Source organism: Gordonia neofelifaecis NRRL B-59395 (assembly GCF_000192435.1).
Lineage (GTDB): Bacteria > Actinomycetota > Actinomycetes > Mycobacteriales > Mycobacteriaceae > Gordonia > Gordonia neofelifaecis.
This window is the reverse complement of the sequence record NZ_AEUD01000007.1, coordinates 153,410-169,635: the sequence shown is the minus strand read 5'-3', so window position 1 is coordinate 169,635 and position 16,226 is coordinate 153,410. Positions and strand designations below refer to the sequence as shown.

Here is a 16,226-nt window from a genome sequence, read left to right as displayed (position 1 = left end):
GATGGACGTCGGACTCACCGTCGCCTTCGCCGGCGGCGCCCTCAGCCTGATCAGCCCGTGCAGCGCACTGCTGCTGCCCGCCTACTTCGCCTCGACGGCCGGAACGGGGCCGCGACTTCTGGCGCATTCGGTCGTCTTCTATTCCGGCCTCCTCGCCACGCTGTTGCCGGTCGGGCTCGGCGTCGGCGCACTCGGCCGGATCTTCGCCGAGCATCGTTCAGCGGTCGTCGACGTGACCGCGGTCGTGCTCGTCGTCTTCGGCATCGTCGCGCTGTTCGGCGGCGGTCTCGACTTCGCCGGTCGGCTGCCCGGACTGGACCGGGTCCGCGCAGCCGCGCAGTCGCGGACCGGGATCGCGCGGAGTCTGCTGCTCGGTTCGGCCGCGGGTGCGGCGAGTGCCTGCACCGGTCCCATCCTCGGTGCGGTCCTCACCCTCGCCGCGGCGAGCGGTGCGGTGGTCGAAGCCGGTCTCCTCCTCGCCGTCTACGGCGCGGGCATCGTGGTGCCGATGCTGCTCGTCGCTATCGTCTGGCAGCGATTCGGACAGCGCGGCCGTACTCTGCTGCACGGCCGCGAATTCACTGTCGCGGGCCGCACGTGGCATACGACGTCGGTGGTCACCGGACTGCTGCTGATCGCGGCCGGTGCCGCGTACTGGCTTACCGACGGATTCGTCGGCGTGGCCGATCCCGCGACGGGCGGGACCGCGGCGCGTCTTCAGGACGCCGCCGAGTCACTTGCCCGGCCGAGTCTCGACATCGCGCTCATCGTCGCCGCAGTCGCCGCGGTCGTCGTCTGGTGGTGGCGAGGGCAGCGAAGGCCCGACTGAACGGGCGGATCAGCACAGCCGGGGCCGATGCTCGAGCACGGTCTGCAGCGGCGACCGGGCGCCCACCCACGCTCCGGCGTCGGGATGGACCCACGTCGTCAGCTCCACCGCCGCGCGGAGGTCGGCACCGAGGTCGCGCCGATGAATCGGCTCGTGGTGCGCGACCCGGTTCCGAAGGACGGTGAGCGCGACCAGATGCCGCTCCACCGCCCGTCGGCGTTCGCGGATGTCGCGGTAGCCGTACGGGAACGCCTTGTTCAGCGCGGGCACCCACAACGACGTGAGGTAGCGCTGCGCGACGATGTACCGCCAGAAGCCGAACGTCAGCTCGGCCACCACCTTGCCGTGCTGCCCGGCGCTGATCCCTCGGCTCTCGACCGCCCGCTGCGCGCGGTCCAGATCGCCGAGTCCCCGGGCCTCGAGCGGAATCGTCTCGAACCACGACTCCTCGCCTCGGCGCTGCGCCCACGCGGTCAGTTGCGCGTCCAGGGCGTTGCGCGTGATCACCTCGACCATCGCGACGGTCGCCAGCGCAGCGCCGGACACCACGGTGTTCCACTCATACAGGCGGACCGCGGACGAGAGGTCGCCGTGCGCCGCCTCCAGATACGAACGCAGCCGAGGTCTGCTCAGCAGTTCGCCGAGCACCGTCGTATCGATCCCCGTTGACATCTGCGACCACCCCCGTATCGTTGGCCGAGAAGACCCCGGAACGATCCCTGGCGACTGCCACATCGCCGGGGTTACCGCTTGCCCGGCCCGGGATGTGCGAATCCTCCGGCCGACTCGGCACCGCTCCGATCTCGTACCGCCAACCTAGACCGCGCCTACGACAACCCCAGCCCTGCCGCAAGCGGCTCGGATGGTTCGGTTCAGACGTTGCCGCGAGCGATCACCGCGACCGCGGCGTCCAACTGGTCGAAGAGGTCGTCGTAGGCGATGACCCCCATGCCGGCCTCCAGCAGCGCACCGGAGAAGGTGAACGTCAAGGCCCGCAGCACCGCCGGATCCACATCGTCGCCGAGAGCGGCCTTGAACAGCCCGTACCAGTGGGTCCCGATCTCCACGCGGATCCGTCCGACGTCCGGATCGGCGGCCAGGAGGCTCTTGGTGGCCGCCTCGGTCACGGTCGGTGACTCGCCCACCACGTCGGCGATGTAGCGGACCGTCTGACGCAGGCGCTCGCCCGCGTCTCCGGACAGCTCGGGTTCCGGCGTCTGGGCCACCTGACGCCAGAACAGCGAGGCGAACAGGTGGTCCTTGGAGGAGAAGTAGGTGTATGCCGTCGCAGGCGAGACGTTGGCGCCGGCGGCTATCAACCGGAGCGTGAGGTCCTCGTACGGCGAGTCCTCCAGCAACGCCAGTCCCGCGTCGAGGAGTCGGCCCACCGTCTCCAACTGTCGGGCGTTGAGACCGCGGCGGGGAAGGGTGGACCCGAGACTGTGCATGCGTCCAGCGTAGTGCCGCCGGAAATACAAGAAGACCCGCACCGTGAGGTGCGGGTCTTCTTGTTTAGTAGCGGGGGCAGGATTCGAACCTACGACCTCTGGGTTATGAGCCCAGCGAGCTACCGAGCTGCTCCACCCCGCGTTGCATCGACTACGTTACACACGGCCCGTCCGGGAACGCAAATCGATTAGAACCCAACGTGATCGAGGACACCCCGACGACGGATCGTCATCGCGGGCGCACCCCCATCAGCGCAGCGAGCTGGTTGGCCAACGGGTTCAGATTGAGCTTGTCCGGGTCCTTCTTGGCGTTGCCGTCCCACGGCTGGGCGATGTTCGGGTTGCCCAGTGACGCCCGGGCTGCGCCACGCACGGACGTCGGGTTCCCGGCAGGCACGGTGCAGCCGACGTCGGTATTGAACGGGAAGTCGTCGTAGTTGATGTCGAAGCTTGGGTTCTTCCGCTTGATCTCGGCGATCATCTTCTGCGTCGACTCGTAGCCCTGCGTACAGCTCGGCGGGTTCTCCGTCTCGAGGACGATGCCGAATCGGATCGAGCCGTCCGGCGAGGACGTCGCGTGACTGCTGGCCGACAGGCTCGACAGCATCGCGAAGGTCATGCCGGTCGCATACGACGCGGGCGTCACCTTGTGGACGGTGCCGCCGAGCTGCCCGATCAACTTCGTCGCGTCCGCACCGTTGTCGTGGAGGAACGTCGAGAGCGCCGAAGCCGCACGCGGGCCATCGGTCAGGATCCGGCGCACCGCCGGATCGGACGAGGCGAGCTGCGCCGACACCCGATCCAGTCCGCGCGACCACTCGAGGATCTCGTCCGACTGCTCGGCCTGGGTCCCGAGCACCACGTTGGAGTTCTTGATCAGGCCGATCGTGTCGTCGAGACTCTTCAGCCCATCCTTCGACAGCGTGCCCAACGAATCGATCAGCCGCGACAGGTCCTCACCCTTGCCGTTGAACGCCTGGCCGAGCTCACTGATCACGCTGTGCAGCGAGTCCACGGGGATCGTCTCGGTGAGATCGATGGTGGACGACACCACGTCCTGCAGCGCAGGCGGGAGTTCGACCTTCGAGATCTCCGAGCCGTCCTGCAGGAAGGGCCCGGCCGACGACGGCGGCCGCAGGTCGAGGAACTGCTCGCCGATCGCCGATCGATTGGCCACGACTGCCACGGACGACGCCGGGATCTGCGCGCGTCCGGACTCGAGCGTCAGCTCCACGTCCACGCCGCCGGGAACCAGCTCCATACCGCTCACGCGGCCGGCGGAGACTCCGCGATAGGTCACCTCGGCGTCGGGAAAGATCCCGCCGCCGTCCGTCATGTGCACGACAACCCGATAGCCGCCGAATCCCAGTGCCTGGTCCATCCGGGCGTACCGGACGCCCGCGTAGATCGAGGCGCCGAGGCCGAGCAGGATCACGACGATCAGCTGTAGTTTCACCAGTCGACTCAGTGGTGGCATGAAACGGCCTTCCTACATGACTGACGGATTCCCGACGATCCGACCTGCCGAGCGTAAGCCGCACGATGTCGCAACGGCGACTCCGGAATCGGAGTATGTGACAAACGAGCTAGCCAGATTCGGCCTGTGAGATTCGTCACCCGCTGGGGTACCGTGAGGGTAGATCGACCGTTTCCACCTGGTAATTCACCAAGCAGATCGAATCGAGGAGGAGTCATGGCGAATCACTCAATCAAGCATGCCGGACACGGCAATCACTGGATGGGCCTCGTGGCCTTCGTGCTCCTGTTGATCGGCGGCGCGTTCTCCGGGCTCGTCCCTCTGTCGGCCCCCCCGAACGAAAAGCCGATGAACATCACCTACGGAGTGCTGGCACTCGGCTGCATCGCCTTCTCCGCGATGATCTTCAGCTTCTTGGTGAAGCAGTTGCACCACTCGCCCGTGATGCCCGACAACACCCCGGACGAGATCGAGCGCTACCTGGCGAAGGTCCGCCCGTGATCTATCGCCGCTGAGCCTCGACTGCAGAGACGGCGAACGCCGGTCGATCGGATTCCGATCGACCGGCGTTCTGCGGTGCGCGGCAGCCTCAGTTGCCGAGCGCCTGATACTGCTTGACCGCCTTGTCCAACCGGTCGAGCGCCTCACCGTACGCCTTGAAGTCACCGCTGGCCTGGGCCTTCCGGGCATCTTCCAGCGCGGCGCCGATCGCGTCGACGGCCGCCTTCTCCTGCGGTGAACGGCTCTCGGGAGCCTTGGGTGTCACCGGCTGCTGGGGCTGCGGAGTGGTCTCCGGCGTCGTCGGGGTGGCGCCGGGCTCGGTCGCCGCCGCCGGATTGATGCCCGATTCGGCGAGTGCCTCGCCGATGGTCGGTGCGAATCCGACACGGACGCGGCCGTTGGCGCCGGACTCCTTGTAGTACGTCAGCATTCGGTAGACCTTGGGCATCGCCGAGTCGCCGACCTTCGACTCGGTGTACAGCGGCTGCACGTAGAGGATGCCGTTGCCGCCGACCGGCAGGGTCAGCAGGTTGCCGAAGGTGACGTTGGCCGACCCCTTCAACAGCGTGACCTCGCTGGACGCGGTGTTGTTGAACGTGTCCTGGACCTGACGCGGTCCGACGGTCTGGGAATCGGTCGGGAGCACCTTGACGGTGATCCGGCCGTAATCCTTGGGGTCGGCGTTCGCCGTCATGTAGGCGGCGAGGTTCTGCCTCCGCAGCGGCGTCATCACCGTGGTCAGCTGGAACTGCGACTGCGTGTTGTTCGGCGCCGCTGCCGTGAAATAGTACGGCGGCTGGTTGAGCGTGCTCTTCTCCTCGGTCGGGTCGCTCGGGACCGACCAGAAGTTGTCCGCTCGGTAGAACACCGACGGATTGTTCACGTGGTAGCGCGTGAGAAGTTCCCGCTGCATCTTGAACAGGTCCTCCGGGTACCGCATGTGCTCGAGGAGGTCGGGCTGCTTGTCGAGCTCCGCGCGATCCTTGACGGTCCCCGGGAACACCTTCATCCACGTCTTGAGGACCGGGTCCGAGGTGTCGAACTGGTAGAGGGTCACCTGTCCGGTGTAGGCGTCGACCGTGGCCTTGACCGAGTTCCGGGCGTACGCGATGTCCTCGTCCGCCTGAGCTCGACCGGTCTGACCTGCGTTCTCGCTGTTCGAGTCCGACGTCGCCGACGCCAGCGACATCCGCTGCGCGTACGGGTATGTCTTCAACGTGGTGTACCCGTCGACGACCCACTTGATCGAGCCGTCGACGACGGCCGGGTAGGTCGTCGAATCGACGGTCAGCCACGGCGCGGCCTTCTTCACGCGGTCTCGGGGATCACGGTTGTACAGGATCTTCGAGTTGCTGTTGATCACGTCGGACAGCAGGATGTTCCGCTCGCCGTACTTCAGCGCGTACAGCATGCGGGCGCCCAGATTCCCGACGGAGACACCGGAGCCCGCCGTGTACGTGAAGTTGGACTTGTCGGTGTCGTATTCGCGGGGCGCGCCGCCGTCCGAGCCGACGATCGCGTAGTCGGGATTGACCTTCGCGATCATCGGACCGAAATAGATCCGCGGCTGCTTCACTTGAATGGGCTCGTCCTTGTACCCGGGCTCGTTGATGTGCTGCAGGTCCGAGACCAGGAACTTCGGCAGTCCGCCCGAGTCCGAGCTGGTGTCGGTGTTCGGCGCGTCGACGGTGTTCGCCGGCGCGGCGATGAAGCCGTTGCCGTGGGTGTACACGGTGTGCTTGTTGATCCAGCTCTGCTGGTTGTCGTTGTACCGCTGCGGGTCGAGCTCACGGGCGGCGACGATGAAGTCTCGCTGGTTCTCGGTGGTCGTGCCGGAGTCGTCGGTCTCCTTCACCATGTACCGATCGACCGCGAGCTGATCGGGGAACCCGTAGAAGTTGCGGAGGGACTGCCGCTGCACGAAGGCCTTCGACACCACGTTGGGGTCGAGCAGTCGGATGTTCGACAGGGTGGCCTCGTCGGAGTTCACCTTGCCCTGGTCCGCGGGCTGACTCGTCCAGTCGTACTGGTACTCGACGTCCTTGCCGTCCCTGATCCGATAAGCGTCGGTGGTGGCCGCGATGTTCCGCTGGATGTACTCGGCCTCCTTGGTGTCGGCGCTCGGCTTCACCGAGAACTGCTCCATCGCCGCAGGCCACACGACGCCGATCACCAGCGCCGACAGCAGCATCAGGACGGCCGCGAGAGCCGGGATCCGGAGATCGCGCAGCGCGATCGCCGCGAAGAACGCGATGGCGCACACGATGGCGATCGCCATCAGGATGAGCTTCGACGGCAGCACGTAGTTGATGTCGGTGTACGTGGCGCCGTCGAAGATGTCACCGCGGCGGTCGCTGCTGAGCAGGTCGTAGCGGTCGAACCAGTAGCCGATCGCCTTGGCGATCATGAAGAGGCCGGCGATCACCGCCAGCTGAACCCGCGCGGCGCGGGTCAGCGAACCGCTCCGGCCGCCCCCGCCGAGCCGCAGTCCCCCGAAGACGTAGTGGGTCAGCAGGTTACCGACGAAGGCGATGACGAGCGAGACGAAGACGATGTCGAGGATCATGCGCAGGAACGGCAGGGTGAACGCGTAGAAGCTGATGTCGAGACCGAACTGCGGATCCTTGGTCCCGAACGACTCCCCGTTGATGAAGGTCTGGACCGTGGTCCACGAGCCCTGTGCGATGAGTCCGGCCATCACTCCGATGAACAACGACGGCAGCAGCAGGGAGAGCTTGGGCCGCATGCCGATGGCGGTCCGGTAGCGCGCGAGCGGATCCGTCGGGCTCGACAGCATCACGAAATCGGGGCGCACCCGATAGGCCGCGTAGATCGCGCCGCCGATGATGCCGGCGACGACCGCCGTGACCACGAGGAACACCACCAGACGGGTGACGATCATGGTCGACATCACCTCGGAATATCCGATGTCCGAGTACCAGAGCCAGTCGGTGATCAACGAGACCACTCGAGGACCCACCAACAGCAGGATCAGTAATCCGACGCCGATCCCAATGAGGATCTTCACCCGGCGGGACAACGTCGGTCGACCGCCCGACCCGGTCATGCTCACCACTTGTATAGGCTCCCTGTTCGACTGTGCTCACGCGCGTGCGACAGCAATGTCGCCCACCTTACCGATTCGCCGGAGTCCGCTCAGTTCCCTCCGCCGAGCGTGGGGGTTGCACAATGGGGCGGTGACGTCTTCCACTGATTCCGCTGGTGCGGGCTTCTCGCAGGCCGACCTCGGCAATGCCCTCGCCCAGTGCCTCGCCTACACCGCCGAACTGCCGTGGGGTTCGGCCCCGACGCTGTTCGCGCTCGTCCCGACTGCCGTCCTGGCTCAGCAGGCGCCGGACTTGATCGATCCCGACGACGACTCCGCGCTGAGCCCGATCGTCCAGGAGACCGGGACATCGGACCTCGAGGAGCTCCTGACCACGCTGACCTGGCCTGCCCAGGTGGTCGGATGCGCGCTCGTCACCGAGATCACGCTGTTGCCTCCGGACGCCGAGGCCGACCTCGACGCCGCTCTGGAGCCGTTGCTCGCCGATCCCGCGGCCGCCGACGAGGCGGCCAGACAGGCGGCACACGCGCATCCGGAGAAGCAGAGCGCGCGACTCGCGGCCGGCGTGCTGCGGGCCGGGAAGCGGGTGGCGCTGCTCGCATTGCGCGATGACGATGCGCAGTCAGCGGATCTGCAGACCCATCCCGATCTGGCGCCGAACCTGCTCGACGCGCTGGCCGACACGTTCCACGGTTAGGCCGCAACACGGCCTAACCGATCAGCACTGCGGCCGCTGCTCGTCGCTGCCGAGTGTGCCCAGCGCGTCGACGGCGCCGGTGAGCGTGTCGACCTTCACCAGTTCGATTCCGTCGGGTGCGTCGGACTTGGCAGCGGCACAGTTCCCCGACGGAACGAGGAACACCGTGGCGCCGGCGTCGCGTGCGGCCTTGATCTTGTGGGGGATGCCGCCGATCGATCCAACCTTGCCCGACGGGTCGATGGTGCCGGTGCCCGCGACGAACTCGCCGTGCGAGAGGTCGCCGGGCGTCATGTGGTCGATCACCGACAGCGTCAGCATCAGGCCGGCCGACGGGCCGCCGATGTCGCCGACGTTGAACGCGATGTCGGTGTTCGGGTCGGCCGCCATCATCTGCGGGGTGATGCCGAGGTAGGCCTTCGACGGGTCGTCGGGCCGGGCGCCGAGCTTGATCTGGATGGTCGGCCGCTCGGCGCCGCGCTGGACGGTGACGTCGATCTCGTCGCCGGGCTTGTGCTTCGCCAGGACGTCGTACAGGTTCTGCGGCCCGGTGATCGGTGTGCCGCCGACGCTGACCAGCCGGTCGTCGGGCTGCAGCTTCCCGTCGGCCGGCCCCTTGGTCGCGACGGTGCCGACGCCCACCGCGGTCGGCTTGTGCAGGTAGTTGAGCGCTGCCATCGTCGCGTTGGTCTCCGAGCCGCTCATCTGCTCGGTGTTCTGCTGCTGGACCTGTTCCTCGGTCTGGTCGGGCGGGAAGTAGAGCTCGCGCGGCTGCATGCTCACCGCCGCGGAGGGCCCTCGGTTACCCGGAGCCACCGAGTCCGGTCGCCGGGAGCCTGGAAGAGCGTCATCCCGTCCCGCAGCGACACCGTGGTCAGGTTCAGGTTGCCCTTGGGGTTCGGGTCGACGGCATTCGAGACTTCGACGACCGGCTTGCCGTCGACGTCGCCGAGCGTGTTGACCGTCGGCCCCGGCCCGAGCGCGACGTAGGGCACTCGCAGCGTCATTCCGGCGATGACGAAGGCCAAGAGGACCACGACGCCGACGGTGATCGTGGCGATGCGGCGGTGGGCTGGCTTGATGGTCACCCGGCCCAGCGTAATGCAGCGCCCTGCCGGGTCCCACAGCACGCTGCCTCGCGAGAGCAGCAGGGACCGCGTGACCGGAGGCGTGCCAGAGCGTTCGCACCGGGGGAACGCTACGGGCGAGCGAAGCGACGGGGAACGCTACGGGCGTCGGCCCGGTACCGTTGAAGGCATGAATGATCTGCCCTTCGGGTTCTCATCGTCGAACGACCGCGACAAGAACAATGGGGACGACGGCGACGACACCACGGGCGGCACCGGCGGCTCCGGCGATCCCGCGAACCCGTTCGGGTTCGCGCTGGGCGACGGCGGCGCCGTCGACCCGTCGCAGCTGGGGCAGTTGTTCAGTCAGCTCGGCAACATGTTCAGCGGTATGGGCGCGGGCATGGCCGGCGGCGGGTCCGGGCCGGTGAACTACGACGTGGCGGCGAATCTGGCACGCAAGCAGATCGGGTCGTTCACTCCGATGCTCGAGAAGGAGCATCGGGCGGTCGCCGACGCGGTCCGGCTCGCCGAGGTCTGGCTCGATGAGCAGACGACGATGCCTGCGGGGATCACCAGCACCGCGGCGTGGACGCCGGTGGACTGGCTCGAGAACACCATGCCGACGTGGCGGACGCTGTGCGATCCGATCGCCGAGCAGATGTCGAAGACGATGGATGCCGGTCTCCCGGAAGAGGCGAAGGCTTTCGCCGGGCCGATGATGGCGATGATCGGGCAGCTGAGCGGCACCATGTACGGCACCCAATTGGGCCAGGGCCTGGGCCAACTGGCGGGCGGTGTGCTGACGTCCACCGACATCGGGCTGCCGTTGGCGCCCGATGACTTGGGCGTGCTGCTGCCCGAGGCGATCGCGAAGTTCGCGGAGGGGCTGGATCTTCCCGCGCAGGAGATCGTCGTCTTCCTCGCCGCCCGAGAGGCCGCGCACCTCCGCCTGTTCGCCCACGTTCCGTGGCTCAAGCAGCGTCTGCTCGCCACGGTCGAGGAGTACGCGCGCGGGATCCGCATCGATCTCGGCGGTCTGCAGAACCTGGCCACGGAGATCGATCCGCAGGAGTTGTTCTCGAATCCGGCCAAGCTGGAAGAGCTGATGGGGTCGGCGGCCTCGTTCGAGCCGGAGACCACTCCGCAGCAGCAGGCCGCGCTCAGCCGTCTCGAGACGTTGCTGGCGCTCATCGAGGGCTGGGTGGAGCTGGTGGTCACGAACGCGCTCGGCGATCGGATCCCGAGCACCGCGGCGCTCACCGAGACCATGCGCCGACGCCGTGCGTCGGGCGGTCCCGCCGAGCAGACGTTCGCGACGCTGATCGGCATGGATCTGCGTCCGCGGAAGCTCCGGGAGGCCGCCCAGCTGTGGCGAGCGCTCACCGAGGCCTCCGACATCACCACGCGCGACGGCGTCTGGGGCCACCCGGACCTGCTTCCGGACGCCGACGACCTGGACAATCCGGCACGTTTCGTCGACCGGGTGATCGGTGGCGACGTCTCCGGCATCGACGACGCGATCGCGGAGTTGGAGCGCCAGTTCGCCGCCGACGCCTCGGACGATGACTCGGAGGACGGCGAGGACGAGCCCGGGAAGGGATCCGACCCGAGCTGAGCGCGGCTTCGTCGAGTCTGTGGACAACGGACTCGCGGGAGGTCGGCTCCGGTGCCAGCGTGTAGGCATGCCCGCTCGCGACGCGCTTCCGGTACTCCTGCCCGGCACCCCGGTGCTGGCGCGCATCGACGGGCGGATCCACATCGGCGCGGATCCGCGCACAGCCACCGTGGTCTCCCTTGGCCCGGGGGTCACCGTCTCGGCGGTCGTGGCGCTGCTCCACCGGCTTCGGACGCCGCAGCGCTATCGGCATCTCCGACGCCAACTGCGGTCGTCCGGTCTGACGGCGACCAGGTTCTGGCAGTTGGTCGACGAGCTCGTCGAGTCGGGCCGGGCGGTCGAGGCCGATCCCGGTACGCGCGCACCGTTGCGCGTCGCGGTCGCCGGGCACGGTGAGATCGCGGCGCTGCTGCTCGACGGACTGCCGCGAGACGGGCACCGCGTGGTGGCCTGCGATCCGCGTGACCCGCTCGGCGACATCGGGCGCCGACCCGCGCTGGTGGTGGTCGCTGACCAGCCCGTGCCGGATCCCGTCGTCTGGGAGCCGTTGATGGCCGCCGGCGTTCCGCACCTCGCCGTCCACGTCCGGGACGACGTCGGCGTCGTCGGACCGTTGGTGCTGCCGGGGCTGTCGAGTTGCCTGCGGTGCGTCGAATTGCACCGGACGGACCTCGACGAGGCGTGGCCGGTGATCGCGGCGACACTGCACGGCGTCGCGGGCGCGGGCGGGACTGCCGCGCGGCTGTCCACCGTGGCTGTGGCACATGCGCAGATCGCCGAGATCGCCGACCAGCGGTTCCATCGAGAGTCTGCGCCGCCCACCACGATCGGGACGACGATCGAGTTCCATCAGCGGCCCTGCCGAATGGAAGTCCGGCCCGCGCCGGTTCACCCGCGCTGCGGGTGCTTCAACCGGTATAGCGATGCGCCGGGCGGGCGGCTTTCCACTATCCTCGATCACGCGGCGAAAGGACACCATTGAGCGAGATCACACGCGGCCAGGGTCGTCGTAATGCGAAGCTGGCTGCACTTCCCCTCGGCATGGCCGGGCGCGCTGCCGCCGGTTTCGGCAAGCGCATCGCGGGCAAGAGCAAGGAAGAGGTCAACGCCGACCTGATGAACAAGACTGCGGAGCAGTTGTTCGCGGTGCTCGGCGAGCTCAAGGGCGGTGCGATGAAGGTCGGGCAGGCCCTCTCGATCATGGAAGCCGCGATCCCCGACGAGTTCGGTGAGCCGTTCCGCGAGGCGCTGACGAAGTTGCAGGCCGAAGCGCCGCCGCTGCCGGCCAAGTCGGTGCACAAGGTCCTCGATCAGCAGCTCGGGACGCGTTGGCCCGAGCGGTTCCGGGAGTTCAGCGATGAGCCGGCGGCCTCGGCGAGCATCGGTCAGGTGCACAAAGCGGTGTGGTCCGACGGCCGCGAAGTGGCCGTCAAAGTGCAGTACCCCGGCGCCGATCACGCGTTGAAGGCCGACTTGAAGACGCTGAGCCGGATGTCGGGGCTGATCCAGAAGCTGTCCCCCGGCACCGATGTCAAGGCGATGGTCGACGAACTCATCGACCGCACCGAAGACGAACTCGACTACATCGGCGAGGCCGACAACCAGCGTGCGTTCGCGCGGGCCTTCGACGGCGATCCGGACTTCCTTGTGCCGAAGGTCGTTGCGAGCGCTCCGAAGGTGATGGTCTCGGAGTGGATCGACGGAACGCGGCTGTCGAAGCTGATCACGAACGGGACCCAGGAGCAGCGCAATGCCGCTGCGACCAAGATGACGACTTTCGAGATCAGCTCGCCCGCACGGGTCGGCATGCTCCACGGGGACCCGCATCCCGGGAATTTCTACGTTCTCGACGACGGACGATTCGGCATTCTCGATTTCGGCGCGATCGGGCACTATCCGGACGGCCTGCCTGCCAAGACCGGACCGATTCTGGCGCTCGCGCGCGACAAGCGGTACGACGAGTTGCGCGACGAGATGGTGGCGGCGAACTTCATCCAGGCCTCGCACGCCGATCGGGTGAGCCCGCAGGATCTGGCGAACTATCTGCAGCCGTATGTCGATCCGCTGTACAGCGACACCTTCCACTTCACGCGCAAGTGGTTGCAGCGCGCGGCGGGCAAGGCGACGGATCTGGGTGGGGACGTGTACAAGACGTCACGGAATCTGAACGTCCCGCGCGAGTACGTGATGGTCTTCCGGGTCCTCATCGGGTGCGTGGGAATCGCCGCCCAGCTCGACGCCGAAGCACCGTATCGCGCAATTCTGAACGAGTGGGTGCCCGGCCTCGAGAGCTGAGCGGCGACGGCGCGCTCACGCGACGGCCGCGTTCTTCCGCGGTCGTCCGCGTGGGCGCTTACGAGCGATCACGACGCCGCGTTCGAAGATCTCCCCTCCCCAGACGCCCCAGGGCTCCTCGCGCTCCATGGCGCTCTCGAGGCACTGCACCTGAAGCGGGCAGGCCTGGCAGAGACTCTTGGCTTCCTCCAGGAGGTTCGGCTGGTCGGCGAACCACAGATCGGCGTCGTTCTCCGTGGTCTGACAGGGCAGTTCTATTCGGGGGATGGTCAAGGTAGACAAAGTAGGTCGGCTTTCTGTTCGCAGATGCTGGTCTGGTGAACCCGGGCCCTACTCGTGCATGCAGAAAGGCCACGGGGTTCGCTATCGCGATTCGCCGTGGCCTTGAAGGTTCCGCTGGTCTCTAGTGTTGAGACTCTCGGGGGGACGTCGGACAGCCGTCCATGGGGGCCACGAGGAATCGCCGGCGCGCTCGCGCCAGGGGTGCTGCTGCCGCAGCAATGTGTACCGACTGCCAGTTCATTGGCCGATTCCCTTCTCTCGTTCGGCTCCGCACGGCACAGATCTCTCCGCACCGCGTTAAGTACTCCACGTACTCTATGCGCACCGCGAAACCCGCACAACCCATTTTCTACCTGCGGTTTTGCTGCGCGGCGCGCCCCGGCAGGGCGGCGTCGACGACGTCCAGGACTTGCGCACCGATCACGTCTGCCCGGTCGGCGCCGAATCCGCGGACTTTGACCAGCTCGGCGATCGACGTCGGCACCGCCGTCGCGATCGACCGGATCATCGTCACGCTCATAACGTTCACCGGCGAGATCCCCTCGGCTTCGGCGAACTCCTTGCGCCAGGCGGTGAGCGCCGCGAGCACATCGGGGTCGGGATCGGTCCGCTCCGGCAACGGTTCGAAGTCGACCTCCGCCTTCGGCACCAGCGCGTCGATGAACCGTGATCGGCGTCGTTTCGCGCCGCGGCCCTCCCCGCGGGACAGGCTCCACGAGAGGTGCAGGTGCTCGCGGGCACGAGTGATACCGACGTAGAACAGGCGCCGTTCCTCTTCGACGTCGTCGGTCGTCTTGGACGCCCGGCCGAGCGGCATCGAGCCCTCGTGCAGTCCGGTCAGGAAGACCGCGTCCCATTCGAGTCCCTTCGCTGCGTGCATCGACGACAGCGTCACGCCGCCGCCGACCGGTGCATGCCGCATCCGGGACCGTTCGTCCAGCTTCGACACCAGGCCGGCGAAGTCCAGCTCGGGCGCCTGGCTCGCGATCTCCTCGACGATCTCCATCAGCCGCAGCAACTGCTGCCAGCGCGCTCGGGCGTTGGCGCCTGCCGGCTCGGCTTCGGTCAGTCCCACCGAGTGCAGTCCGTGACGGACCGCGTCGACCGGCGGCATCGGTGGCGGCGGCCCGCCTGCCAGGCTCGTCAGCCGCCGCATCCCGGCGACGATCTCCGGGCGGTCGAAGAAGCTCTGTGCACCGCGGACCTGATAGTCGATACCCGCCTCCGACAGCGCCTCCTCGTACGCCTCGGACTGGGCGTTGACCCGGTACAGGACGGCGATCTCGGACGCCGGGACACCCGACCGGATCAACGATCGGATCCGTGCGACCACGCCGACGACCTCGGAGATCTCGTCGTCGTACCCGGCGAAGACCGGCTCGGGACCCGCCGGCCGTTGGCCGACCAGCTTGAGCCGGCTGCCCGCGATGCGACCGCGTGCCCTGCCGATGGCGGCGTTGGCCAGCGTGACCACTTCCGGGGTCGAACGGTAGTCGCGCTGGAGTCGGACCAGCGTCGCATCCGGGTAGCGACGGGTGAAGTCGAGCAGGTACGACGGCGTCGCACCGGTGAAGCTGTAGATGGTCTGATTCGCGTCGCCGACGACGGTCAGATCGTCGCGGCCACCGAGCCAGGCGTCGAGGAGGTCCTGCTGGATCGGCGTGACGTCTTGATACTCGTCGACCACGAAACTCCGGTATCGGGACCGGAACTCCTCGGCGATCGACGGGTCGGAACGCAGGATCGTCGTGGTGAACGTCAGCATGTCCTCGAAGTCGAGGAGGCGGTCGCCGTTGGGAGCGACCTTCGCGGCCTCGTACGCGGCGAACACCTGCGACACGGTGCGCGGGTCGGTGGGCAGATCGCGATGCGATCTCTGGGCGGCGTCGGGATACTGACCCGGGCCGATGCCCGACGACTTGGCCCACTCGATCTCCGACGACAAGTCGCGCAGCAGATCACGGTCGGCGACGTCGAGGCCGAGCTCACGCGCGACGCGCCCGACCATGCGGAACTTGTGCTCGAGCAGCTCCCAGCGCATGTCGCCCATCGCCATCGGCCAGAAGTAGCGCAGCTGTCGCATCGCCGCGGCGTGAAAAGTCTGTGCGGCGATCCGATTACCCGGACCCGCGACTCCCAGCGACTCCAGCCGTTCGCGCATCTCTGCGGCGGCCCGCGCAGTGAACGTCACCGCGAGGACCTGCTCCGGATTCACCTGGCCCGAGTCCACGAGGTGCGCGATCCGCCGGGTGATGGTGCGCGTCTTGCCCGTCCCGGCCCCGGCGAGCACGCAGACCGGTCCGCGCGGCGCCAGCACCGCCTCGAGCTGCTCCGGATCGAGTCCCGAGGTGACTCCGACTTCCCTCGCCTGGTGCTCGATCACTGTCATGCCTCTACTTATCTCATGGGGGTCCGACATTGAAGTTCCGTGCCGACATCAGCAGTGTTCGGTGTGACCACCAGATGGTCACACCGAACACTGCTGTTTCAAAGTCCTCAGGGCCCTTCCTTTACCGACGACGTGGCGCCCATAGGATCGTCGAGTAGCGAGGAACGAAGTGACGAGCGTATCGAGACGAACGTGCGGGGTCTCGATACGCCGCGGCGCTTGCGCGCCGGGGCTACTCGACCAGCCTTGGGCGGGCGCCGGCCGCTGCCGCTCAGATCTTCCCCAGCTTGCTCATCACCTCACCGACGGACGGGTTGGTCGCCGTCGAACCGTCGGCGTAGAGCGCAGTCGGGACCACGTGGTTGCCGCCGTTGACGCTGCCGACGAACTCGGCGGCCTCGGGGTTCGCCTCGATGTCGATCTCGGTCCACTCGAGTCCGTTGCGCTCCAGCCCGGCCTTCAGCCGGTTGCAGAACGGGCACCAGGAGGTGGTGTACAGAGTCAGTTCCGGCTTCGCCGCTGCATCAGTCATGCCGCAATTGTATTCGCGGCCGCC

At 67.4% G+C, this 16,226-nt stretch carries 15 protein-coding genes and 1 tRNA gene; 6 read left to right on the top strand and 10 right to left on the bottom strand.

Annotated features, from left to right (window positions below):
• Position 1: 1 nt before the first annotated feature.
• Positions 2-829, top strand: coding sequence for a cytochrome c biogenesis CcdA family protein (locus tag SCNU_RS10220; RefSeq protein WP_009679291.1), 828 nt, complete (start codon positions 2-4; stop codon positions 827-829).
• Positions 830-838: 9 nt separating this feature from the next.
• On the opposite strand, the gene SCNU_RS10215 is transcribed toward SCNU_RS10220, so the two are convergent.
• The 4 genes from SCNU_RS10215 to SCNU_RS10200 form a co-directional block, all read right to left on the bottom strand.
• Entirely contained in the window at positions 839-1,501 is a 663-nt protein-coding gene (locus tag SCNU_RS10215) for a hypothetical protein (RefSeq protein ID WP_009679290.1), read from the bottom strand.
• Between the two features lie 200 nt (positions 1,502-1,701).
• A complete protein-coding gene (locus SCNU_RS10210) occupies positions 1,702-2,277 on the bottom strand; it encodes a TetR/AcrR family transcriptional regulator (RefSeq protein ID WP_009679289.1) in 576 nt (191 codons plus the stop codon).
• A gap of 68 nt (positions 2,278-2,345) precedes the next feature.
• Positions 2,346-2,419, bottom strand: a tRNA-Met gene (locus SCNU_RS10205).
• 87 nt (positions 2,420-2,506) lie between these two features.
• Entirely contained in the window at positions 2,507-3,754 is a 1,248-nt protein-coding gene (locus SCNU_RS10200; protein ID WP_040518167.1) for an MCE family protein, read from the bottom strand.
• A 216-nt stretch (positions 3,755-3,970) separates the two neighbouring features.
• On the opposite strand from SCNU_RS10200, the gene SCNU_RS10195 reads away from it, so the two are divergent.
• Positions 3,971-4,255 (top strand): hypothetical protein, encoded by a 285-nt coding sequence (locus SCNU_RS10195; protein ID WP_009679287.1) that lies wholly within the window; start codon positions 3,971-3,973, stop codon positions 4,253-4,255.
• An 88-nt stretch (positions 4,256-4,343) separates the two neighbouring features.
• On the opposite strand, the gene SCNU_RS10190 is transcribed toward SCNU_RS10195, so the two are convergent.
• Complete coding sequence (locus SCNU_RS10190; protein ID WP_085948495.1) at positions 4,344-7,322, bottom strand: UPF0182 family protein; 2,979 nt, start codon at positions 7,320-7,322, stop codon at positions 4,344-4,346.
• A 130-nt stretch (positions 7,323-7,452) separates the two neighbouring features.
• On the opposite strand from SCNU_RS10190, the gene SCNU_RS10185 reads away from it, so the two are divergent.
• Positions 7,453-8,019, top strand: a complete 567-nt coding sequence (locus tag SCNU_RS10185; RefSeq protein WP_009679285.1) for a PPA1309 family protein — start codon at positions 7,453-7,455, stop codon at positions 8,017-8,019.
• 21 nt (positions 8,020-8,040) lie between these two features.
• Here the strand turns inward: SCNU_RS10185 and SCNU_RS10180 are convergent, their stop codons facing one another.
• Together SCNU_RS10180 and SCNU_RS21040 are read right to left on the bottom strand one after the other, a co-directional pair.
• Positions 8,041-8,796, bottom strand: coding sequence for a YlbL family protein (locus tag SCNU_RS10180; RefSeq protein WP_337998789.1), 756 nt, complete (start codon positions 8,794-8,796; stop codon positions 8,041-8,043).
• A gap of 2 nt (positions 8,797-8,798) precedes the next feature.
• Complete coding sequence (locus SCNU_RS21040; protein WP_009679283.1) at positions 8,799-9,107, bottom strand: hypothetical protein; 309 nt, start codon at positions 9,105-9,107, stop codon at positions 8,799-8,801.
• Between the two features lie 169 nt (positions 9,108-9,276).
• Between SCNU_RS21040 and SCNU_RS10175 the strand changes: the two genes are divergently transcribed.
• The 3 genes from SCNU_RS10175 to SCNU_RS10165 all read left to right on the top strand — a co-directional run bounded on the left by SCNU_RS10175 (position 9,277) and on the right by SCNU_RS10165 (position 12,999).
• Positions 9,277-10,704, top strand: coding sequence for a zinc-dependent metalloprotease (locus SCNU_RS10175; protein ID WP_009679282.1), 1,428 nt, complete (start codon positions 9,277-9,279; stop codon positions 10,702-10,704).
• A gap of 67 nt (positions 10,705-10,771) precedes the next feature.
• Complete coding sequence (locus SCNU_RS10170) at positions 10,772-11,686, top strand: hypothetical protein (protein ID WP_040518165.1); 915 nt, start codon at positions 10,772-10,774, stop codon at positions 11,684-11,686.
• Positions 11,683-12,999: an ABC1 kinase family protein gene (locus SCNU_RS10165; RefSeq protein ID WP_009679280.1), complete on the top strand. Its 1,317-nt coding sequence runs from the start codon at positions 11,683-11,685 to the stop codon at positions 12,997-12,999. The genes SCNU_RS10170 and SCNU_RS10165 overlap by 4 nt, the downstream gene beginning before the upstream one ends.
• A 15-nt stretch (positions 13,000-13,014) precedes the next feature.
• Here the strand turns inward: SCNU_RS10165 and SCNU_RS10160 are convergent, their stop codons facing one another.
• The 3 genes from SCNU_RS10160 to SCNU_RS10150 form a co-directional block, all read right to left on the bottom strand.
• Positions 13,015-13,281 (bottom strand): WhiB family transcriptional regulator, encoded by a 267-nt coding sequence (locus SCNU_RS10160; protein WP_009679279.1) that lies wholly within the window; start codon positions 13,279-13,281, stop codon positions 13,015-13,017.
• Between the two features lie 349 nt (positions 13,282-13,630).
• Positions 13,631-15,670, bottom strand: coding sequence for an ATP-dependent helicase (locus tag SCNU_RS10155; protein WP_009679278.1), 2,040 nt, complete (start codon positions 15,668-15,670; stop codon positions 13,631-13,633).
• Positions 15,671-15,941: 271 nt separating this feature from the next.
• Complete coding sequence (locus tag SCNU_RS10150) at positions 15,942-16,202, bottom strand: mycoredoxin (protein ID WP_009679277.1); 261 nt, start codon at positions 16,200-16,202, stop codon at positions 15,942-15,944.
• Positions 16,203-16,226: the final 24 nt, after the last annotated feature.